Origin of the sequence: Erythrobacter insulae (assembly GCF_007004095.1) — a bacterium.
Lineage (GTDB): Bacteria > Pseudomonadota > Alphaproteobacteria > Sphingomonadales > Sphingomonadaceae > Erythrobacter > Erythrobacter insulae.
Genome location: NZ_VHJK01000001.1, coordinates 2,652,398 through 2,672,830, shown reverse-complemented (window position 1 = coordinate 2,672,830; position 20,433 = coordinate 2,652,398). Strand labels below are relative to the sequence as shown.

The window sequence follows — 20,433 nt, the reverse complement described above, 5'->3', positions numbered from 1 at the left end:
ATCATCGAAGCTCAGTCTTCAATCCCATCATCATCATCTTCAAAACCGTCACTGCTCAAATCGACATGACTGACTGGTTGAATGGTCGATACCGCATGTTTGTAAGCCAGCTGGACTGCTCCGTCGCGTTCTAACAACATGCAGAACAGATCATAGGCTGCGAGGCGCCCTTGTAGCATTACACCGTTTACAAGGAACATCGTCACCTGAACGCGCGCATCGCTGACACGCTCAAGGAATATGTCCTGAAGCAGGGGTTGTTTCTTGTTTCCGGGGCGATTTGCAAATTGTTCAGCGTCTAACGGTTGGCCTGGCATAATCGTTGAGATTGCATGCTTATAGACCAATTGAGACTGCCCATCGCGGCGCAGCAGGATCGAAAAATTATCAAACCAGGTGACAATACCTTGCAGCTTCACGCCTTTAACAAGGAACATCGTGACTGGGGTTTTGTTTCTTCGCAGCAAATTCAGGAATGCATCCTGAAGGTTTCCTTTGCCCGTTGGTCGCTGGCTTCCGCCGCGTTCCGCCGGTGCATTATCACTGCTGCTTTCTGGACGAGGAGAGAGAGTCCGTCCGTTCGACATGTTTCATGCTCCAATTATTGGCGGCCGCCATTACGGTCCGCGGTGCAGACACAATCAAACAGCCCACCCGTTTGCTATGTCTAGACCCATAATGGCGATTGCGGAGCTGTGCGGCAATGCTTGAATTTTTGAAAAATCAGAAAGTTTTAAGTCTGGCCCTATTCTTTTCGGGCACTATCGCGCCTTTCCGCCATTCCGAGCAATTTCAATTTTCTATGCAAGGCTGATCGTTCCATCCCGATAAATGTCGCGGTTTTGGAGATATTGCCGGAAAACCGTCTGATCTGGATTGCCAGATATTCGCGCTCGAAACTCTCACGCGCTTCTCGCAGCGGGACGCCCATCATGGCGGTAAAACCTTGACCGGCGCTGGCCAGTTTACCGCCTGTGATTTCGCCGGGCAGCATATCGGTTTCAACAATGGTAAGCCGGTCGCGCGGGGTCATGATGATGGTCCGCTCAACCACATTGCGCAATTGGCGTACATTCCCCGGCCAGTCATAGGCCTGCAATGCCGCCATCGCCTCTTCGGAAATTTCCGGCGGCGAAATACCTTGATCAGTTGAATACCGCGTGAAGAAATGTTCTGCCAACGCTGGAATGTCATCGCGCCGTTCGGCGAGAGAAGGGATGGTTACCGGTACAACATTCAATCTGTAGAACAGGTCTTCACGGAACCGTTTCTCTTCCATCTCCGACGCAAGATCGCGGGTGGTTGATGAAACGACACGGACATCAACACCGATTTGGCGGGTGCCCCCTACCCTTACGAAGCTTTGTTCGGTCAGCACGCGCAGGATCCGCGCCTGGGTTGAAAGCGGCATATCGGCCACCTCATCGAGGTACAGAGTGCCGCCGTCAGCCAATTCCAACAATCCGGGACGGACCTGCTTTCCGTCCGCCTCTTCACCGAACAATTCCTGTTCAAACCGCTCCGGCGTAATCCTCGCAGAATTCACCAACACGAATGCGTGTTCAGCCCTGCCGCTCCAGGCGTGGAGCAACCGGGCCGCGACTTCTTTACCCGCGCCAGCCGGTCCCGAGATCAATACACGGCTTCCGGTATTGGCAACCCGTTTCAGGGTGGCTCGTACCGCGTTGATGGAGGGGGAATTTCCGGTAAATTCGGCGCTGTTCCAATTGCTATCGCGCAAGCGATGATTTTCACGACGAAGCCGCTCTGTTTCGGTGGCTCTTTCAACCAGCATCAAAAGCCGCTCGGCTTCAAACGGCTTTTCAATAAAATCCATCGCTCCGCGGCTCACCGCAGAAACGGCCGTGTCGATATTGCCGTGCCCTGAAAAGATAATCACGGGAAGATCTGGTTCGCGAACCTTGATCGCATCAAGCAGTTCAAGTCCGTCCATCTCGCTTCCGTGCAGCCACACATCCAACAAGACCAAGCTGGGCCGGCGTTCATCAACTGCCGCCAGCGCGCTGGTGCTTTCGGCGGCTGTCCGGCATTCATAACCTTCATCGCCAAGCACGCCAGAGACGAGTTCACGAATGTCGCGTTCATCATCTACGATCAGGATATCAAGCGCCATCAGAGGTTCCTAGGGTTTGGGGTATTTGCAGCTGCAATTCAGGGGTCATCCCAGCTCACTTTCCGTGATTTGAGGGTCGCGGGCAAAGCGGAGTTTGACGATCGTTCCGCCGCCATCCGCGCTGGCAAAACTCATATCGCCGCCATGCTCTTCGACAATCTTGTTTACGATCGCCAGGCCTAGCCCGGTGCCCTTCTCACGAGTGGTCATATAAGGTTCTGTGATCCGGTCACGCTCGCTCGGGAGGCCGATGCCGTTATCTTCGACAACGATGGAAAGCGCGGTGCGGCTGTTTTTCATGACGACAGCAATTCGGCCAGCATATTCATCCGCCTCATCGTTTGTCCGTGTTTCGATAGCTTCCACAGCATTCTTCAGAATGTTGGTCATCGCCTGTCCCAACTGGTGACGGTCACAGCAGATCATGCGGGAATCCAAACTCTCAGAGGAGACGGTGAATTCGATACCGGAATGGGCGACTTCCTGAAGAAAGACCGCTTGACGCACCAGATCAACAGCGTCTTCGCTGCGGAAAACTGGCTTTGGCAATCGCGCAAATGATGAAAACTCGTCGACCATTTTCCGCAAATCGCCGACTTGCCGCACAATTGTGCTCGTCAACTCATCAAAGAGTTCGCCGTCCTCCTCAGCCACTTGCTTTCGATACCGCCGTTTCAACCGCTCTGTTGCGAGCTGGATCGGTGTAAGCGGATTTTTGATTTCGTGCGCAATCCGCCGAGCAACATCAGACCAGGCCGCTTGCCTCTGGTTTAACAGCTGGCGAGTTATGTCCTCAAACGTGATCACGCTGCCACTTGAACCGGGTTTGATTTTGACCGCGAGCGTGAGCAATTCGTTGCCCTTCGCATGTCCTACGATAGCGCTATTCTGCCCTTCTCGGATCATTTGGCTGATTTCGGGAGACAGTTCGAGAAACGATTTGCCGATAAGATCATCATCATCGCCCAGCGCCAGCAGGCTTTGCGCCGAACCATTCATCAGCAATATCCGATTATCGGCATCAATTGAAACAACTCCGGCCGTGACGGATTCCAGCACTGCCTCGGTAAAGGCACGGCGATCATCAATCTGTCGGTTTGCGCTGACCAGCGCGTCGGTTTGTTTCTCTAGCTGAGCGGTCATGCGATTGAACGCGCGGTTGAGCAAACCAATTTCATCGGCACCTGTTCGCCCCTCAACGCGCAATGCGAAGTTGCCCTGCCCGACTGACCGCGCTGCTGCGACGAGATCGGTGAGCGGTTCGACCTGACGATCCGCAAATTTTAGTGCGAACCACACGGCAAGCCCGACAAGCAGTAGGCTGATCGCGACCAGCGCAATGTTGAAACGCAATTGCAGCGTACGCGCATCCTTCGAAAGTGTTTCATAAGCAGTCGAAATCGCTTGGGCGCTGGACCACGAATTGAACATGGATGCTTCGGTGTTGCGCGCATTGTAGAGGTAAATACCGCTATCCAGATCGATCGGAGCAAGCGCTGCGATCCGATCAGGACTGCCATCGACTACCACGAGTTCTCCGGCATCCAATTGGACGAGAGCATTCTCGCTGAACTCCAGTGGCCGGTTGTCCTCCAACAGGTTCATAATCGCTGCAGTGCGTAGTGAACCGTCATCCAGCCGCTGCAGGATCGCGCTCTCTGAGATTTCACGACCTTGAGCCTGAAGCGCATAAAAATCGGGAAAGTCGCTGTCAGTTAAAGGGACCCGTTCGAGAATATAGCGCATATCACTTGCCATCGTGATGGTTTCTTGCTGCACATCACGCTGGTTTGCGTCGTAATAACTTTGAGCCAGTTCATTTGCGTTTTCCATCAGGCCGCGCGATTCATCAGAGAACCAGAAATCGACACCGGTCTGAAACAGAAACGCAGCGAACCCTGCTACTAGCAGAGTCGGAACAGCAGCCACCATCGAAAAGAAAAACACCAACCGGACGTGCAAACGCGCGGTGCTTCCGGCTGCGCGTTTGAGCGCCAACCTGCGGCCTATCAAAATCAGAAGACCCATCGCCGGAACCAGCACCGCAACGAGAAGCAGAGACACCTGCATCGTCGGCAGCAGATCGCCCTCGCCCGGATCATTTGAATAGATCAGATAGTTTGCAACTAACGCGCCGACCAAAGCGATAACCGCCAGAATTTCTAGCAGCCGAAATACATTCGCCCGGCGTGAAGCCACCACATATCGCCGCCACCAACGGGGGGACTGACGGGGCGAATGTGCCCGAGTTTTGGTGATGGCGGCTTCCATAGTGACACAGTTACAACGACACTGTTGCATCTTTGCAAGAGGAAAGTGATCGCAAGCCCTTAACCCTGCGCTAGACCGGTCTTGCGAAGCGATCAGGTTGAATGCCCAATTCGCCAATTCTCTTGCGTAAGGTGTTGCGATTGATACCGAGCAGCTTTGCCGCGCGCAGTTGATTACCGCTGGTTTCGCCCAATGCGTGTTCGATCAATGGTTTTTCGAAAGCCGCCAGAGCCTGAGCATAAACAGTTCCGCTGGCGGGATGTTCATCATGCAGCCATTGGTTCAGCGCCTGACTGATGCCGCTATCCACGTTTTCAGCTGTGGTTCCCGGAGCAAGCGCTTCGTCGCCAAGGATATCCTCCAGGTTCGTTGCATCAATAATGTCATCCCGCGCCATCAGGGCCAGTCGGTAGATCACATTTCGCAATTCGCGAACATTGCCGCGCCAATTTCTGCTTTCCAAAGCGTGCATGGCATCAGGAGTAAACCGGCGTCTGGGTAAGCCATCATCAGCCGCCTGCGCCAGAAAATGCTGGGAAAGCACATCAATATCTTCGCGCCGCTCCCGTAATGGTGGCAAATGAATCGGAACCACATTCAGACGGTAATACAGGTCCTCGCGGAAGGCCCCTGTCGCTATCATAGGTACCAAATTCCTATTGGTCGCGGCAACAATACGAACATCGACCGCTATTTCCTGACGCCCGCCAACGCGGCGGATCCGGCCTGATTGCAACGCTCTCAGCAGTCGGGTCTGAGCTTCTGCTGGCATGTCGCCGATTTCATCGAGGAAAAGCGTTCCTCCATTGGCTTGCTCAAATTTACCAATCGCCTGCGCGATCGCTCCGGTAAACGCGCCCTTTTCATGCCCGAACAGTTCGCTTTCGATCAGATCCGCAGGAATAGCGGCGGTGTTCACCGCGATAAACGGACCTGAACGGCGACTGCCAAGTTGATGGATCGCCTCCGCGACCAGTTCTTTACCCGTCCCGCTTTCGCCGGTCACAAGAACGGTCAGATCATTACGCAGAACCCGCGTGATCATGCGGTACACACCCTGCATTGCCTGACTGCGTCCGACCATGGGCATGCCATCGTCTTCGGGCAGATCATCTGCGGCGATGCCAGAAGCCAGCTGCCGTGCGCCGCAGGCCTGCTGCACTGCCTGAACCACTTCATCCAGATCGAATGGCTTGGGAAAATATTCAAACGCATCACTGTCGCTGGCGCGGACAGCTGTATCGAGAGTGTTTTGCGCTGAAAGAACGATGACTGGCATCTTGGGCGCAATTTCTCTGACAGCTTCGAGGCTATCAAGTCCGTCACCGTCTTCCAGCATGACATCGGTCACCATAACGTCGAATGTCTGCCGCGACAGCCAGCGGTCGCGCTCTGCCATGGAAGCGCAATGTTCGATTGCAAAGCCTTCTTCTTCTAGCGCGGCGATCATCACGATGGCGATGGCCTGATCGTCTTCGACCAGCAAAACCCTATTGGCGTTGGTTCCTGCCATCAATTGGCGCTCCCGACATCTGTGCTCAATGGCAAATGCAATCGGAAATGGGTGAGGCCTTTCTTAACGTCGCGTTCGTGGCTGATGCTTCCGTTCATATCGCGAACCAACTTTCTAACCAGCGCGAGACCTAATCCCTGTCCCGATTTTTTGGATGAGACGAAAGGTTCAAAGACGTGATCTCGCATTGCGGCATCAACACCCCCGCCATTGTCCGTTACTTTGATTTCGATCGGCAATCGAACAGAACGCCCGACGCGGATCGCCCGAAACGCAAAACCGCTGACAAACCGAGTTTGCACTGTCACCGTAGGCGCATCTTCAGATTTGGAAGCGGCATCGCGCGCGTTCGATATAAGATTGATAAGTATCTGCTCCAGAGCATCGCGATTGGCCATCACGGGGGGAAGCGAGGGATCGAATTCCTCGCAGATAATTATATTGGTCTGGTCCCCGGCACGGACGGTGGCGATGGCCGCTCGAATTGCTTCGTGAGGGTTGCAAGGCGTGGCGGGTTCAGTTTTTGTGCTGCCCAATTGTTGCATGCGATCAATGAGCCGGGCGATCCGGTCCACTTCATCCATGATCATTCTTGCCAGCTTTTTGTCCTGATGCGGTAATTTTCGCGCGACCAGCTGAGCCGCCCCGCGAATGGCCGAAAGAGGGTTCTTGATTTCATGCGCAAGGATCGAGGGCGCACCCAAGGTCGCCATTCCATCGGCCTCGCGAGCATTTTCCTCATGCGATATCTCGGACAAAGTCACGACACGCCATCCAGAATGATTGGAAAGCGGAGACACTGTGAGATTGACGCGCGCTTCCGCTTCACTCGCGAGCACGCGGATATCACGGGCGACCAAAGCAGAATCGGATAACGCAAAACGGTCTTTAATCCGCTGATCCAGATCACCCAAAACATCGGTTATCGGTTTGCCGAGCAGACGAGCGGCGCTTTTGCCGAGCAGGCTTTCCGCCGCATGGTTGGCTTCTGCGATACAGCTTTCACCATCGATCAGCAGCATGGCGAATATCAGACCACCGATTTGCGCCTCTGCGCTGGGCTTGTCTACGACCTCGCCAGAATTCACGGTCATGCGGCCCGGCGGTGCAAGAACGGTTCGTAAAACCGCTCGATCTCGCCCAGCACTTCATCGGGATCATCGATGAAATTTGCCTTGTTCCGAAACTCCGCAGAGCCGTGCATACCTTTGGTGTACCAGCCGAGATGTTTGCGGGCGATTTTGGTGCCGACGTCGCGGCCATAATGATCAAGCATCCGGTGATAATGCTCCACCAGAACGCTATATTGTTCATCAAAGTCGGGTGTCGGAATGCTTTCGCCCGTGCGCCACCAATGCATGATCTTACCTAAAAGCCACGGCTTGCCATACGCGCCTCTGCCGATCATCAAACCGTCTGCGCCCGATTGCTCCAACGCCTTCGACGCATCGTCGATTGTGCAAATATCACCGTTCACGATAACTGGAATGGACACGGCGTCTTTTACCTTGCGGATAAAGGACCAGTCTGCGCTCCCTTTATACATCTGGTTGCGCGTGCGGCCGTGAACCGTGATCATTTTTACGCCGAGGTCTTCGGCAATTCGGGCCATTTCCGGTGCGTTCAGGCTGGCATGGTCCCATCCCATGCGCATCTTTACTGTCACCGGCACATCAACCGCTTTGACTGTAGCTTCCATAAGCTTGGTCGCTAGCGGCACTTCGCGCATCAAAGCGCTGCCGGCCAACTGGCCAACAACCTTGCGAACCGGACATCCAAAATTGATGTCGATAATCGCTGCGCCATTGCCCTCTTGAAGTTTGGCGGCCTCTCCCATGCTCTCTGGATCGCACCCCACAAGCTGCATGGAGACGGGTTCTTCGATCTGATCCCACTCGGTTTTCTGAAGCGATTGCCGTGTTTCGCGGATTGCGGCTTCGCTCGCGACCATTTCTGTCACATTCAGGCCGGACCCATACCGGCGAACAAGCGTACGAAACGGCATATCAGTGACGCCGGTCATCGGCGCGAGCACGACCGGTTGCGCGATCTCGACTGGACCGATCTGGATTGGCTTGATCGGCGGGGGAACAGGAAGCGTTGTCATAAGGGTCCATTGCCTAAAATTTGGGCAGCGCATAGTCCATTGCGCAAATTCCGTCCAGACCCTAAGCGCGGTGCCGCAATGAATGCATTACCATCACTCCCCCCTTTTGAGGCCATAGTTGTCGCAGCGGGCAAAGGCCTGCGGGTTGGCGGTGATAAGCCCAAACAGTTCAGGCAGTGGCGCGGAAAGCCCCTTGTCCGGCATTCGGTCGAAACGCTTATCGCACTAGGGGCAAATGAAGTTGTTGTTGCGATTGCACAAGGCACACAGGCGATTGCTGAGGAAGCCCTCGCCGGGTTAACGGGCGTCACCTTTGTTGTGGGCGGCAAGACCCGCCAACAATCGGTCAGCAATGCTTTGAAATCTCTTACCAACGGGTTGCAATCGCGCGTGCTCATCCACGATGCCGCACGGCCTGATTTGCCCCCTGCGGTAATCGAACGATTGCTGTCAGCGCTGGAAGCCGAGGCCGTTGGCGCGATCCCCGTTCTGCCGATTGTGGATAGTGTTGTATTCGCAAAAGATGACATGATGGGAAGCAGCCCCGACCGGGACACTTTGCGCCGGGTCCAAACCCCGCAGGCGTTCTGGTTTGATGATATCATGCTGGCCCATCGCAATTGGAAGGGGCCGCCCACAGCAGGCGACGATGCGCAAGTCCTTGCCGCCAGCGGAGGATCAGTTGCTCTGGTCCAAGGTGATGAACGCCTCAAAAAGATTACATTCGCAGAGGATTTCGAAGACACAATGACAGGTCCACAATTCCGTGTCGGTCAGGGTTATGATGTCCATCGTTTAGCCGAAGGCGAGGAGCTTTGGCTGTGCGGTATCAAGTTGGACCATCACAAAGGTCTGGCCGGACATTCCGATGCCGATGTCGCACTTCATGCGATTACCGACGCGGTTCTTGGCGCGATCGGCGCTGGAGATATCGGTACGCACTTTCCGCCGAGCGATCCCGAATGGGCAGGCGCCCGGTCTGCGCAGTTTCTGGAACATGCCGTCAAATTGGCGGCGAATGCTGGATATACGATCGGCAATGTCGATCTTACCCTGATTTGCGAAGCGCCCAAGATCGGGCCTCACCGCCCTGCCATGCGAAGCCAGGTTGCCATCATAACAGGCCTTTCCGAGGATGCTGTGAGCATCAAAGCGACCACGACGGAGCGGCTCGGCTTTACCGGACGCGAAGAAGGCATTGCCGCTCAGGCCATTGTTGGCCTGGTCACAGCGGCTTGAAGGAACACTTTATGACTACCGCATTGTTGCCCGCCGATATCGAAGCCCTTGCCGCCCGCGTGGTTGCGGAAAACACCGCATTGGGGCGCAAAGTTGCGTTGGCGGAAAGCTGCACAGGAGGCTTGGTTGCTGCGGCGATCACCGAAATCGCCGGGTCTTCCGCCGTTCTGGACCGGGGATTTGTGACGTATTCCAACGAAGCCAAGATGGAATCTCTGAGTGTTTCGCGGGACATTATCGAGACATTCGGTGCAGTTTCAATTGCCTGTGTCTGGGCTATGGCGACAGGCGCTATCAAAAATTCGAATGCCGATGTTGCTGTCGCAATCAGCGGCGTCGCTGGGCCAGGTGGCGGCACACAATTAAAGCCGGTTGGCACCGTCGTCTTTGCCCGTGCCTATCGCAATCAGGATGGTGAGCCCGAGGGTGAACTCAAACATTTCGATGGAGGCGAAGGCGATAGCGTTCGCGCTTCGATCCGGCATCAGGCGACGATTTGCGCGCTTGAATTGCTGCTGCCGTAAAGATCTTCAGCGCGCTTCTCGAACGCCTCGACCATTTTGCGGAAGGCGCGGTCAAAATACTGGCCGGCGATCTTTTCAAACATTCTGTTCTTGAATTTGAAATCGACCAGAAAATCGATCTCACACGTTGTTTCCCCGGTTGACCGGAACGTCCAGACATTATCAAGATCGGATAATGGCCCATCGACATAATGGACCGCAATTTCGCGCGGCCGTTCTTTCGAAACACGCGACGTAAAGCTTTCCCGAAGGCTTTTGAAACCTACGACCATGTCGGCGACCATTTCGGTTTCCGAATTGGACCGCACACGGGTTGCAATCACCCAGGGAAGAAATTCGCGATAGCGCGCAACATCTGCGACCAGATCGAACATCTGTTCCGCGCTGTAAGGCAGCCTGCGGGTCTCGCGAATACCGGGCACTAGACGCTCAATTTATCGCGCTTGCGCAGTTTATCCTCGCGCGCCTTCTTCATGACCGCAAAGTCATCTCCAGCGTGATAGCTGGATCGGGTCAGCGGGCTGGATGCAACCTGAAGAAAGCCTTTGGCGCGCGCAATTGAACCATAGGCGTTGAAAGCCTTAGGTGTAACGAACTCTTCTACCGCCGCATGTTTCGGTGTCGGCTGAAGATATTGTCCCATCGTGATGAAATCGACTTCGGCGCTGCGCATGTCATCCATCACCTGATGCACTTCGAGCCGCTGTTCGCCAAGGCCAAGCATAATTCCCGATTTCGTAAAGATCAGCGGGTTATGCGATTTCACTTCTTCGAGAAGCCGCAGCGACGCATAATACCGCGCGCCGGGCCGGATTGTTGGATACAGGCGCGGGACAGTTTCAAGATTGTGATTGTACACATCTGGCCCTGCTTCGCAGATCGCTTCGACTGCGGGCCGCATCTTTCCGCGGAAATCGGGTGTGAGAATTTCGATCGTCGTGTTGGGAGTGTTACGCCGCAGCGCTTCGATCACTTTGACAAACTGCCCCGCCCCGCCATCGGGCAGATCATCCCGGTCAACGCTCGTGATGACAATGTGCTCAAGACCCATTTTCGCCGCAGCGACTGCCGTGTTTTCCGGCTCCATCGGATCGACCGCGCGCGGCATTCCTGTTTTCACATTACAAAACGCACAGGCGCGGGTGCACACATCGCCGAGGATCATCACCGTAGCGTGCTTTTTGGTCCAGCACTCTCCGATATTCGGACATGCGGCCTCTTCGCAAACGGTGTTCAGATTGAGCTCACGCATCAGCTTGCGCGTCTCGTGATACCCTTTACTGACCGGCGCGCGAACCCGAATCCAGTCGGGTTTACGCTGCCGCGCGGGCCGCTCTTCGGCTTTGGCGCTGTTTTCGTTGGGTTTTGGAGAGTTCGCAAGATCGTTCATGGGCGCTCACTTAGGCTTCCGTAGCGTTCGCTGCAAGCGTAGGAGGCATCATATATGACAGGTTCAGGAACAAAATCGCTGCAACCTCTTTTGCTTTTCATGCAACAAAGGGGTGCGAAGCAAAGCAATCATGTTTGATACAGCGATCCAGACGTTTACCTCACCGGTAGTGCTTTTCTTTGTGCTGGGGCTGTTGGCTGCCCTCGCCCGATCAGACCTCGCCATTCCAGAAGCCATTGCCAAGGCGATGTCACTCTATCTAATGGCTGCCATCGGCATCAAAGGCGGTGTGGCCGTCGCAAAATCCGGGATCGATGGGACAGTCCTATCGGCGCTGGGCGCTGGTCTTCTTGCCGGTTTTCTTCTCCCTTTTTTCGCTTACGCAGTGCTTAAGACATTCGGGAAACTGGACCGCATCAACTCCGGTGCTGTCGCAGCGCATTATGGCTCGATCAGTGTGGTAACATTCGTAACCGCCGTAGAAATCTTGACCGGACAAGCGCGCGAGCCGGGCGGATATATGGTCGCAGTAATGGCCGCGATGGAAGCGCCCGCGATCCTATCGGGTCTGCTGCTTGCGCGCGGCTTGGGCAGTTCGTCAGAAGGCGGCCAAACCACAGGTGAAATGTTCCACGAAGTCTTTACCAATTCGTCTATCGTTTTGCTGTTGGGAGCATTCGCCATTGGCATGATTGGCGGGCCAGAAAGCTTTGCACCGGTTAGCCCGTTTTTCGAGGCCGGATTTAAAGGCGTCCTTTGTTTCTTCCTGCTCGACATGGGTTTGATTGCCGCCCGCAGGGTTATGGATTCGCGCTCTATCACCTGGCGGCTCACGGCGATCGCCATCTTCTTACCCCTGGTGAATGGCGCAGTCGGCACCTTGCTTGGTCATGTAATCGGGCTGGATGCGGGATCGGCAGCGGCCCTTGGCGTGCTGTGCGCCAGTGCAAGTTATATTGCGGTTCCGGCCGCAATGCGGCTCGCCCTGCCAGAGGCTGATCCGGGGATCTATCTGACGATGTCGCTCAGTATCACTTTCCCCTTTAACGTCCTTATAAATATTGGCATCATCAGCGCATTCGCGGCCTATCTGGCTGGAAACGGAGGGATCGCGCCATGATTGAGACTGTCACACGCAAACGGATTGAAATCCTCACCGATACAGCCCTGCAAAAACGGGTCACCGATGCGATTGATCGCGTCGGCATTACCGGATGGACAATTGTTCCTGTTACCAGCGGAAAAGGCCGCGATGGTGCATGGCGCGAAGAACGCGTGATGGGCACAGATAAAGTCTTTGTCCTGACAATAGCTGCGGAAGACAAGGCGGATGCCCTTGCAGAAACGCTTGCTCCCATGCTTACCAGATACGGCTTCATCTTGAGCATGTGGGATGTTCAGGTGATCCGGGGAGAGCGGTTCTAGAGCGCAGTCGATCTCTCCCGCGCTGGAGGGAATTTAAAGTGCCTGAATATGCCGAGCTGCTGAATGGATATCGCCGCTTTCGCGAGGGTGTGTACCCCCGACAACGTGAACGGTTTGAACAAAGTGTTGTCGAAGGTCAGCATCCAAAGCTGATGATTATCGGCTGCAGTGACAGCAGGGTGGACCCGGCCCAGATTTTCGATGTCGATCCGGGCGAGATATTCGTTGTTCGCAACGTCGCTGCGCTGGTTCCGCCGTTTGAAAAAACCCCTGGTTATCACGGCGTTTCAGCTGCGGTGGAATTCGCGGTGCAGATGCTCGAAGTGAAGCAAATCCTTGTCATGGGACACGGCAGATGCGGAGGCTGTGCGGCTGCCTTGACTGAAAACTACAGCGGCTCTGAACACGGCGATGGCGGCTTTATCGCGGCATGGATCAAGCTGCTCGATGAAGCCCGTGAACCGGTTGCGCGCAAACACGGGACGACAGGACGCAAGGCCGAATTGGCGATGGAATTTGCCGCTATCCGACAAAGCCTGGCCAATCTGCGGACGTTTTCCTGGGTCGCCGAGAAAGAACGATCGGGTACACTCAAGCTGCGCGGCGCGCATTTCTCCATCAAAGAAGGCGTTCTGTATTCTCTTGATGAGGAGACAGGCGAGTTTCTTCCCGAAGATTGAACTTGTCGAGCGAGCATAGCGCGCCCATTTAGACCGCGATGTCACAAACCGAACTCAAAAATATCGCCCTGCTCATTGATGCAGACAACACCACCCCGCAAGGGATCGATCCGGTTCTGACCGTTATGGCCGAACTGGGTCAGGTCAATATCCGGCGTGCCTATGGCAATTTTGCGAAAGACAACCTTTCGCGGTGGGACAAGATAACCAACACCTATGGCATTCGGCCACAACAACAATTTGATGTCTCCAAGGGCAAAAATGCAACCGATATGGCCATGACAATCGATGCGATTGATCTGCTGTATCAAGGCAAAGTCGATGGCTTTGGTATCATGACATCAGACAGCGATTTTACACCGCTGGTTACGCGGCTGAGGCAGGATGGCATTCTTGTTTATGGCTTTGGAGAGAAGAAAACGCCTCCGGCATTTCAAGCTGTTTGCACGCGCTTTTTGTATATCGACGAGCTGATTGCGAGCACATCGGATGGGGAGGCAAAACCTGAATCTGGAAGGGGAACAAAAGCGAATGTCGGCGACCTTGATGAGCTGATTCAAGCCGCCTATCGTGAAGCAAAGCGCGATGATGAAGGTTGGGCCAAATTGCAGCAAGTCGGACAGATCGCCGGTAACCGGTCCAGCTTCGACGTTCGCAATTACGGCTTCAAAAGCCTTTCTGATCTCTTCGCATCACTAGACAATTTCAAACTTGAGCGGCGCGACGGCAATCAAGTTTTTGTGAGGCGCCTGCATTAAATCACCCGATAGGGCCACAAAGAATAAAGGGCGCCAGGATTTCTCCCTGCGCCCTTTTTTGGTATTTCAGAGTTTGAGGTTTTACATCCCCGTTGCAGGTGCCGCAGGTGCCATCGGCGCGGCCTTTTCGGCAGCAAACGCCTGCCAAAGCTTTGCAATCGGTGCGCGAACACCGTTCACTTGAGCCAAAGTCTCCTGAGCAGAACCGTATTGGCCCATCCCCACTTCGGCCATGCCCAGACGAGTCAGCGCCTCATCGGCATCCACACCCGGCATTCCGATTGCTTTTTTGTAGAACCGGGCGGCCTTGTCATATTGGCCGTAGCTGTAAAAAGCGTTCGCCGCAGCGACCACTGTTCGCAAACCAGCATTGCCGGCTGCCGCATCGCGTTCCAGCGCAGGAAGATCCGAACGGTCGCTCGCAATGCGGCCGTTAGCTGTCTGCAACGAATCAGCAATGTACATATCGTCGCGGCTTATTGCGTCTTTTGAATATGCATCCTCGATCAGATCCTTCACCTCTTTGGGGAGGCGGCGCGGATCAGCGGATTCGACATAGAGAATGTAATCGTTCTTCTCGTTCAAGGCGCCTGCCTTTCTCGAAAGACGCAGGAGATCGAGCAGCTGATTATCGTCATACGTGTTCAGATTACGCGTCAGGTTAACCGCATCGCGCCAATTGGTCGTTGATGGGTATGCCCGGATCCAGAGATTGGTGAAATCATAGACTTCCGGGACAATCTCGTTTTTGTAAGCCGCACTCAGACCGATACGATACCATTCTTCATCCACGGCCTGACCTTGAGCTTGACGCGCTTCGATCTCACCTTTGAGATACGACAGGCCTCCGCGGAAATCATTGCTCGCAAAATAGGTCTGAGCCACCGCGACCTTCATCGCGTCAGCGTCAATTGCTTCGGTCTGAAAATTGTTAGCGATTGCCTGCAAAAGATACGTGCGCGCTTTGGTGTAGTCCTGCGCTCCATTTGCCAGCTGGTATGCGATGAAATTGTAGCGGGCCACCTGTTCAGCTGGCACTTTGCCACTCGCAAGCATCAATTCCATGCCCTGAAGTTGCATCAGGGGGTCTTGGAGTGTGATCGCAGCGTTGTAGACTAAACCGCCCGCGACAATTTTTTCATCTTGCGTATTGGCAAGCCCGGCCAGTGAATCGATCTGCGGACGCAGTGCTGAAACATCTGCGCCTTCGGCGGTGATGCTTGCGTTCAGAGGCTGGTAAACGGCAACAAACGTTTCGGAATAGCCGCCGCCATCTGGCGCCTGTTCGGCGTCTTTTTTCTTTTTCTTGCGCTGCGCATGTGCCTCGGCGGGGAATACGGCGGTTGCGACAACGGCCGAACCTGTTGCCAGTGCAACAGCAAGCGCAAGGTTTGACGCGCGTTTACGCATAGTGAAAAGCTGCATTCGGATTACCTCCTGAGGTGTTGGACATCGCGCTTCGTTTTGGGTTGGCGCGTTTTGATAACTTTCTACACCCGCGTTTGAACGCAGGCTGTCAGATTTGCAATTCTAAGTAGATGAAGTGGGCTGAACGGCCTTTGAATAGAAATGTGTCTGATCTAGCGACGTTGTAAAATCATGTCAGTTCCCGCACTCGGCGATAAAAGCGCAGCAAGTGTGGAAAAAGCGCCCTTTGAGCCCCTTATGTTCCTGATCGTCCATGGCGGTTTGATGCCGCAAACCCTACATTGGTTACACAAACAAAATAACCAGAAACGGCCCGCATTTTGAGCGACGATAACGAAACTATCGAACCCACCGTCCCCAGCCCCATGGGGGACTATGAACGCATCGACATCGTCGATGAGATGAAGACGAGCTATCTCGATTACGCGATGAGCGTAATTGTGTCGCGCGCCCTTCCCGATGTTCGTGACGGATTGAAACCGGTTCACCGCCGGATTTTGTACGCCAGCCAGGAAGGCGGCTTTGTCGCCGGAAGGCCATATCGTAAAAGTGCAAAGATCGTTGGCGATGTGATGGGTAATTATCACCCACACGGCGATTCCGCGATTTACGATGCGCTGGCCCGGATGACGCAAGATTGGTCGATGCGTGTGCCCTTGATCGATGGTCAGGGTAACTTTGGGTCGATGGACCCCGATCCGCCTGCATCTATGCGTTACACCGAAGCGCGCCTTGCCCGCGTTGCGAACACGCTGCTTGATGATCTGGATAAAGACACCGTCAATTTCGCAGACAATTATGACGGCAGCACGCAGGAACCGACAGTTCTGCCTGCCCGTTTTCCAAACCTTTTGGTGAACGGAGCCGGCGGCATTGCCGTGGGTATGGCGACGAATGTCCCGCCCCATAATCTTGGCGAAGTGATTGATGGTTGTCTGGCATTTATCGAAGACCCGACCATCACGACCGAGCAATTGTTCGAAATTATTCCGGGACCGGATTTTCCGACCGCACCATTGATCCTTGGGTCAAGCGGCGCAAAATCGGCCTATACCACAGGCCGCGGATCGATCCTGATGCGGTGCCGCCATGAGATTGAAACCAAACGCGGCGATCGCCAATCGATTATTCTGACGTCAATTCCCTATCAGGTCGGTAAATCCGGTCTGGTCGAGAAAATCGCCGATGCGGCAAAGGAAAAGCGGATTGAGGGTATCTCTGATATCCGTGACGAGAGCTCTCGCGAAGGCGTCCGGGTGGTCGTCGATCTAAAGCGTGATGCTTCACCGGAAGTCGTTTTGAACCAGATGTGGCGCTACACACCGGCGCAATCGAGTTTCCCGGCGAACATGCTGGCGATCCGCAGTGGCCGTCCCGAAACACTCACCCTGCGCGACATCATTCAAAGCTTTATCGCATTCCGCGAAGAAGTGATCACTCGCCGCACGAAATTCGAGCTAAACAAAGCGCGCGAACGGGCGCACCTTTTGCTTGGTCTGGTTGTCGCAGTTTCGAACCTCGATGAAGTGGTGGCGATGATCCGGGGCGCATCCAATCCCGCCGAAGCGCGCGGAAAATTGCTGGCCAAGGAATGGCCGATTGGTGACATCGCCCAGTATATCCGTCTGGTCGAAGCGATTGAACCAAGCGCGGATCAAGAAGACGGCACATACCGCCTGTCCGAGCGGCAGGTTAAAGCCATTCTTGAGCTGCGTCTGCATCGTCTCACCGCGCTTGGCCGTGATGAAATCGGGGATGAGCTGAAAGAGCTTTCGATCCAGATCGAGGAATTGCTTTCGATTTTGGGCGATCGGGTGAAGCTGTACGGCGTCATGCGCGAAGAGCTTGAAGAGATCAAAGCGACGTATGCGACGCCGCGTGTTTCCGAGATCGCGCCTGCATGGGATGGTCTTGAAGATGAAGACCTGATCGAGCGCGACGAGATGGTCGTGACCGTGACGCTCGACGGATACATCAAACGCACACCGCTTTCGACATTCCGGGCCCAGAACCGCGGCGGCAAAGGCCGTGCGGGCATGTCCACCAAGGATGAAGACGCCATCGCGGAGATGTTCGTCACATCAACGCACACACCTGTGCTGTTCTTTTCGACTGCGGGTAAAGTATACCGTTTGAAAGTCTGGAAATTGCCCGAAGGTGGCCCCACCACGCGAGGCCGGCCGATCATCAACATGCTGCCAGCCTTGGATGACGGTGAGACGATTAAAACGGTCCTTCCCCTTCCCGAAGATGAAACGGAATGGGGCGCGCTATCGGTGGTATTTGCGACAGCAAAGGGCAACGTGCGGCGCAACAGTATGGATGCCTTCACAAACATTCCTTCGAACGGAAAGTTTGCCATGAAGTTTGACGAGGAGAGCGAAGATCATCTGATCGGCGTCAGGCTCGTCAGCGCGGGCGATGATGCGTTGCTCGCGACACGGATGGGGAAAGCGATCCGGTTTTCCGCCGAAGATGTTCGCGAATTCACTTCGCGCACATCGACCGGCGTGCGCGGGATGAAGCTCGCCGAAGGCGACGAGGTCGTTTCGCTATCCACACTAACAGCCACCGGAACCACACCTGAAGAGCGCGAACAGTATCTGAAATTCGCCCCATGGAAGGGTGAAAAAGAAGGCAAGCCTGACCTAACCGAAGAACGGTATGAGATGCTCAAAGACAAAGAGCAGTTCATTCTGACTGTCTGCGCTAACGGGTATGGTAAAGTGTCCAGCGCCTATGAATATCGCCGGATTGGGCGCGGGGGCCAGGGTTTGATCAATATCGACAATATCGCCCGCAACGGACCTGTCGTGGCAAGTTTCAATGTTGAGAAAGGTCAGCAATTGATGCTGGTAACTGATCAGGCGAAACTGATCCGTATCGGCTTGGAAAGCCTCCGTGTGATCGGACGCAACTCTGCCGGGGTTCGCCTGTTCACGGTCGGCAAGAACGAGACAATCGTCAGCGCCGTTAAGATCGATGAAACCGAAGAACCGGAAAACGAAGCCGAAGAGGCCGTTGCTGCAGAATTGGAAAGCGGCACTGCCAGTGCCGCTGCACCGGAGCTAGCCGGTGAAACTGACACCGGCAGCGACGGCGACGGCGAAACGGCTGAATAACTACGCATTGCCAGCCGCTCCTAGAGCGTTATGTCTTTTGGCATAAGCTAAGGAGTGGCTGGCAATGAAGATTGAACCGTCAGGTGCATCATGCGGTGCGCGGATATCCGGCGTTGACCTATCCAAGGATCTGTCTCCCGCGTTAATCGCGCAATTACGCGCGGCTTGGCTGGAGCATAAAGTCGTCGCAATTCCTGATCAAAAGATGGACGCTGGCGATCTTGAACGGGTGACCATGGCGATGGGCGGGTTCGGAGACGACCCCTTCTTTGATCCGATTGAAGGGCAAGAGCACATTGCTGCAATTTTGCGCGAAGCGGATGAAATATCGCCCCTTTTCGCGGAGAACTGGCACAGCGACTGGAGCTTTCTGGATCTGCCACCTGCGGGCACGTGCCTGCTGTCTATTGAAATACCTCCGGTTGGAGGCGACACGCTATTCGCCGATCAAGTGGCAGCATTCGCCGCACTGCCAGACAAGCGGAAGCAATATTTGCGTTCATTGACCGCCATACACAGCGCGAAATTGGCCTACGCGCCCGATGGCTCGTACGGGGATCAGGATCAGGCGAATGGTCGATCCATGGCTATCCGACCGAACGAAAGTGCAAACGAAACCCGCCTGCATCCGCTCGTTACCACCCATCCAGAGACGGGCGAGGAGGCGATTTTTTCCACACTGGGGTATATTATCGGTATCGAAGGCATGGATCAGCCCGAAGCGCTCGCGCTGTTGGCGGATCTCGCTCAATGGCAATCGCAGGACGCATTTGTGTATCGCCACAAATGGGAAGTCGGAATGTTCGTAATGTGGGACAATCGCAGCCTCTTGCACAAAGCCACCGGCGGATATGAAGGGCACAGACGCGAATTGCACCGGACCACCATTGCGGCCCCATCAGAGTGATCGCGCTATTTGGTCGGGCGCTCTCCGCGCAGCGTTTGCACCACACCTGTCGCAATCATCAATTGGCCAGCGAAATATAGCGGCCAAATCAAAATGCTAGGCAGTGGTGAAAGGTCGATTGGGCCAAGTTCGCTGAAAATCAGCCAATCGCTCACCACGAATAAAACCGCGCCAATGCCAACGCGGTAACGCGGAAAGCGGCTTATCCATGCCGCCGCCGCCATCGCCCCTAATGTCACAGCATAGATTGCGATTAAGGGATCTTGGCTGACGAGGTAAGAGATCGCAGGCGCGCCGATCAGCAGAACGATAGCCAGCATTTTCTGGCTTGCGCTCGTGGTTTCCCGGCGATTGCGCAGGTACAAAAGTATCGCTGCCAGATGTGACGCCGCGAACAATGCCCCGCCGGCCCTCATGTCCAGCACCAAGACCATGTCAGCCGCTGCGGAAAGTGCCAGTGCAACAACTAGGATCGCCCCGTCTATGCCGCTCGTTCGGCGAAAAGCATAAACGGCCAGCAATCCAACTCCGGCACCTTTCAATATGATCAGATAAAGTTCGCCAATCGGATTGTTCCACAAAAAGTAGTAGGCACAGGCGGCGATCACGCTCGCTAGGAGCCATGGCCGATGCTCGATCAGTGCAGTTTTTGGCATTCTATCTCCACAAGCGAGGCTGAACGTTCATGTCTCAAGGCCGGAGCGGCGCATGCTAACGGCTGAAACGCCCAACAATGCCAGACCTCTATCACCACCGTTCGAGAGCGCAAATCGGCCAGGGGGCGTTGCTGATGAAACCATGTCGTAAGACCTTGGGCCAATCATCTCTTCTGCGTTAAAAGTGAGCCGGCCTATCTGACCTTTTTTCGCCATGCGTATGATGTTGGGCCAAACGCGAGTTGATGAAGAGCGTCGCAGCGCTTAAGTGCGGCGTCT

General features: G+C 54.9%; 18 protein-coding genes. 8 read left to right on the top strand and 10 right to left on the bottom strand.

Translation table 11 applies throughout. The annotated features are described in order from the left end of the window. Window positions 1-11 precede the first annotated feature (11 nt). The 6 genes from hfq to dusB all read right to left on the bottom strand — a co-directional run bounded on the left by hfq (window position 12) and on the right by dusB (window position 8,025). Entirely contained in the window at window positions 12-587 is a 576-nt protein-coding gene (hfq, locus tag FGU71_RS12525) for an RNA chaperone Hfq (protein ID WP_142788880.1), read from the bottom strand. Window positions 588-745: 158 nt separating this feature from the next. Continuing rightward, window positions 746-2,134 (bottom strand): nitrogen assimilation response regulator NtrX, encoded by a 1,389-nt coding sequence (gene ntrX / locus FGU71_RS12520; RefSeq protein ID WP_142788879.1) that lies wholly within the window; start codon window positions 2,132-2,134, stop codon window positions 746-748. A gap of 45 nt (window positions 2,135-2,179) precedes the next feature. Further along, window positions 2,180-4,405 carry a sensor histidine kinase gene (locus tag FGU71_RS12515; protein ID WP_142788878.1) on the bottom strand — a complete coding sequence of 742 codons (2,226 nt, stop codon included), beginning with the start codon at window positions 4,403-4,405 and terminating at the stop codon, window positions 2,180-2,182. Window positions 4,406-4,475: 70 nt separating this feature from the next. After that, complete coding sequence (gene ntrC / locus FGU71_RS12510; protein WP_142788877.1) at window positions 4,476-5,918, bottom strand: nitrogen regulation protein NR(I); 1,443 nt, start codon at window positions 5,916-5,918, stop codon at window positions 4,476-4,478. Then, window positions 5,918-7,012 carry a two-component system sensor histidine kinase NtrB gene (locus tag FGU71_RS12505; protein ID WP_142788876.1) on the bottom strand — a complete coding sequence of 365 codons (1,095 nt, stop codon included), beginning with the start codon at window positions 7,010-7,012 and terminating at the stop codon, window positions 5,918-5,920. Before FGU71_RS12505 ends, ntrC begins: the two co-directional genes overlap by 1 nt. Beyond that, on the bottom strand, window positions 7,009-8,025 hold the full coding sequence (dusB, locus tag FGU71_RS12500; RefSeq protein WP_142788875.1) for a tRNA dihydrouridine synthase DusB: 1,017 nt from the start codon (window positions 8,023-8,025) through the stop codon (window positions 7,009-7,011). The genes FGU71_RS12505 and dusB overlap by 4 nt, the downstream gene beginning before the upstream one ends. A 78-nt stretch (window positions 8,026-8,103) precedes the next feature. Between dusB and FGU71_RS12495 the strand changes: the two genes are divergently transcribed. Further along, on the top strand, window positions 8,104-9,264 hold the full coding sequence (locus FGU71_RS12495) for a bifunctional 2-C-methyl-D-erythritol 4-phosphate cytidylyltransferase/2-C-methyl-D-erythritol 2,4-cyclodiphosphate synthase (protein WP_142788874.1): 1,161 nt from the start codon (window positions 8,104-8,106) through the stop codon (window positions 9,262-9,264). Between the two features lie 11 nt (window positions 9,265-9,275). Continuing rightward, on the top strand, window positions 9,276-9,788 hold the full coding sequence (locus tag FGU71_RS12490; RefSeq protein WP_142788873.1) for a CinA family protein: 513 nt from the start codon (window positions 9,276-9,278) through the stop codon (window positions 9,786-9,788). Here FGU71_RS12490 and FGU71_RS12485 read toward each other — a convergent pair. After that, a complete protein-coding gene (locus tag FGU71_RS12485; protein WP_142788872.1) occupies window positions 9,749-10,210 on the bottom strand; it encodes a type II toxin-antitoxin system RatA family toxin in 462 nt (153 codons plus the stop codon). The two genes, FGU71_RS12490 and FGU71_RS12485, sit on opposite strands and share 40 nt — an antisense overlap. Further along, complete coding sequence (gene lipA / locus FGU71_RS12480) at window positions 10,210-11,178, bottom strand: lipoyl synthase (RefSeq protein WP_142788871.1); 969 nt, start codon at window positions 11,176-11,178, stop codon at window positions 10,210-10,212. Before lipA ends, FGU71_RS12485 begins: the two co-directional genes overlap by 1 nt. 130 nt (window positions 11,179-11,308) lie before the next feature. On the opposite strand from lipA, the gene FGU71_RS12475 reads away from it, so the two are divergent. From FGU71_RS12475 to FGU71_RS12460, 4 genes are read left to right on the top strand one after another with little or no spacing between them, the layout of a single operon-like run. After that, window positions 11,309-12,298 carry a sodium-dependent bicarbonate transport family permease gene (locus FGU71_RS12475; protein WP_142788870.1) on the top strand — a complete coding sequence of 330 codons (990 nt, stop codon included), beginning with the start codon at window positions 11,309-11,311 and terminating at the stop codon, window positions 12,296-12,298. Beyond that, a complete protein-coding gene (locus tag FGU71_RS12470; protein ID WP_142788869.1) occupies window positions 12,295-12,603 on the top strand; it encodes a P-II family nitrogen regulator in 309 nt (102 codons plus the stop codon). Before FGU71_RS12475 ends, FGU71_RS12470 begins: the two co-directional genes overlap by 4 nt. Window positions 12,604-12,641: 38 nt before the next feature. Beyond that, the gene (locus FGU71_RS12465) at window positions 12,642-13,283 is read left to right on the top strand and encodes a carbonic anhydrase (protein WP_142788868.1); all 642 of its coding nucleotides are present in this window, start codon (window positions 12,642-12,644) and stop codon (window positions 13,281-13,283) included. Window positions 13,284-13,321: 38 nt separating this feature from the next. Beyond that, window positions 13,322-14,041, top strand: a complete 720-nt coding sequence (locus tag FGU71_RS12460; RefSeq protein WP_142788867.1) for an NYN domain-containing protein — start codon at window positions 13,322-13,324, stop codon at window positions 14,039-14,041. An 81-nt stretch (window positions 14,042-14,122) separates the two neighbouring features. Here FGU71_RS12460 and FGU71_RS12455 read toward each other — a convergent pair whose 3' ends face one another. Continuing rightward, on the bottom strand, window positions 14,123-15,466 hold the full coding sequence (locus tag FGU71_RS12455) for a tetratricopeptide repeat protein (protein WP_142788866.1): 1,344 nt from the start codon (window positions 15,464-15,466) through the stop codon (window positions 14,123-14,125). 323 nt (window positions 15,467-15,789) lie between these two features. Here FGU71_RS12455 and gyrA point away from each other — a divergent pair, with 323 nt between their 5' ends. Both gyrA and FGU71_RS12445 read left to right on the top strand, forming a co-directional pair. Beyond that, window positions 15,790-18,591: a DNA gyrase subunit A gene (gene gyrA / locus FGU71_RS12450; RefSeq protein ID WP_142788865.1), complete on the top strand. Its 2,802-nt coding sequence runs from the start codon at window positions 15,790-15,792 to the stop codon at window positions 18,589-18,591. 64 nt (window positions 18,592-18,655) lie between these two features. Continuing rightward, window positions 18,656-19,498, top strand: a complete 843-nt coding sequence (locus FGU71_RS12445) for a TauD/TfdA dioxygenase family protein (RefSeq protein ID WP_199799174.1) — start codon at window positions 18,656-18,658, stop codon at window positions 19,496-19,498. Between the two features lie 5 nt (window positions 19,499-19,503). Here the strand turns inward: FGU71_RS12445 and FGU71_RS12440 are convergent, their stop codons facing one another. Then, window positions 19,504-20,154 carry a lysoplasmalogenase family protein gene (locus FGU71_RS12440; RefSeq protein ID WP_142788863.1) on the bottom strand — a complete coding sequence of 217 codons (651 nt, stop codon included), beginning with the start codon at window positions 20,152-20,154 and terminating at the stop codon, window positions 19,504-19,506. Between the last annotated feature and the right edge of the window lie 279 nt (window positions 20,155-20,433).

Coding starts and splice junctions, on each gene's coding strand:
- hfq (WP_142788880.1), bottom strand. CDS start 587: ATGTCGAACGGACGGACTCTCTCTCCTCGTCCAGAAAGCAGCAGTGAT.
- ntrX (WP_142788879.1), bottom strand. CDS start 2,134: ATGGCGCTTGATATCCTGATCGTAGATGATGAACGCGACATTCGTGAA.
- FGU71_RS12515 (WP_142788878.1), bottom strand. CDS start 4,405: ATGGAAGCCGCCATCACCAAAACTCGGGCACATTCGCCCCGTCAGTCC.
- ntrC (WP_142788877.1), bottom strand. CDS start 5,918: ATGGCAGGAACCAACGCCAATAGGGTTTTGCTGGTCGAAGACGATCAG.
- FGU71_RS12505 (WP_142788876.1), bottom strand. CDS start 7,012: ATGACCGTGAATTCTGGCGAGGTCGTAGACAAGCCCAGCGCAGAGGCG.
- dusB (WP_142788875.1), bottom strand. CDS start 8,025: ATGACAACGCTTCCTGTTCCCCCGCCGATCAAGCCAATCCAGATCGGT.
- FGU71_RS12495 (WP_142788874.1), top strand. CDS start 8,104: ATGAATGCATTACCATCACTCCCCCCTTTTGAGGCCATAGTTGTCGCA.
- FGU71_RS12490 (WP_142788873.1), top strand. CDS start 9,276: ATGACTACCGCATTGTTGCCCGCCGATATCGAAGCCCTTGCCGCCCGC.
- lipA (WP_142788871.1), bottom strand. CDS start 11,178: ATGAACGATCTTGCGAACTCTCCAAAACCCAACGAAAACAGCGCCAAA.
- FGU71_RS12475 (WP_142788870.1), top strand. CDS start 11,309: ATGTTTGATACAGCGATCCAGACGTTTACCTCACCGGTAGTGCTTTTC.
- FGU71_RS12470 (WP_142788869.1), top strand. CDS start 12,295: ATGATTGAGACTGTCACACGCAAACGGATTGAAATCCTCACCGATACA.
- FGU71_RS12460 (WP_142788867.1), top strand. CDS start 13,322: ATGTCACAAACCGAACTCAAAAATATCGCCCTGCTCATTGATGCAGAC.
- FGU71_RS12455 (WP_142788866.1), bottom strand. CDS start 15,466: ATGCAGCTTTTCACTATGCGTAAACGCGCGTCAAACCTTGCGCTTGCT.
- FGU71_RS12445 (WP_199799174.1), top strand. CDS start 18,656: ATGAAGATTGAACCGTCAGGTGCATCATGCGGTGCGCGGATATCCGGC.
- FGU71_RS12440 (WP_142788863.1), bottom strand. CDS start 20,154: ATGCCAAAAACTGCACTGATCGAGCATCGGCCATGGCTCCTAGCGAGC.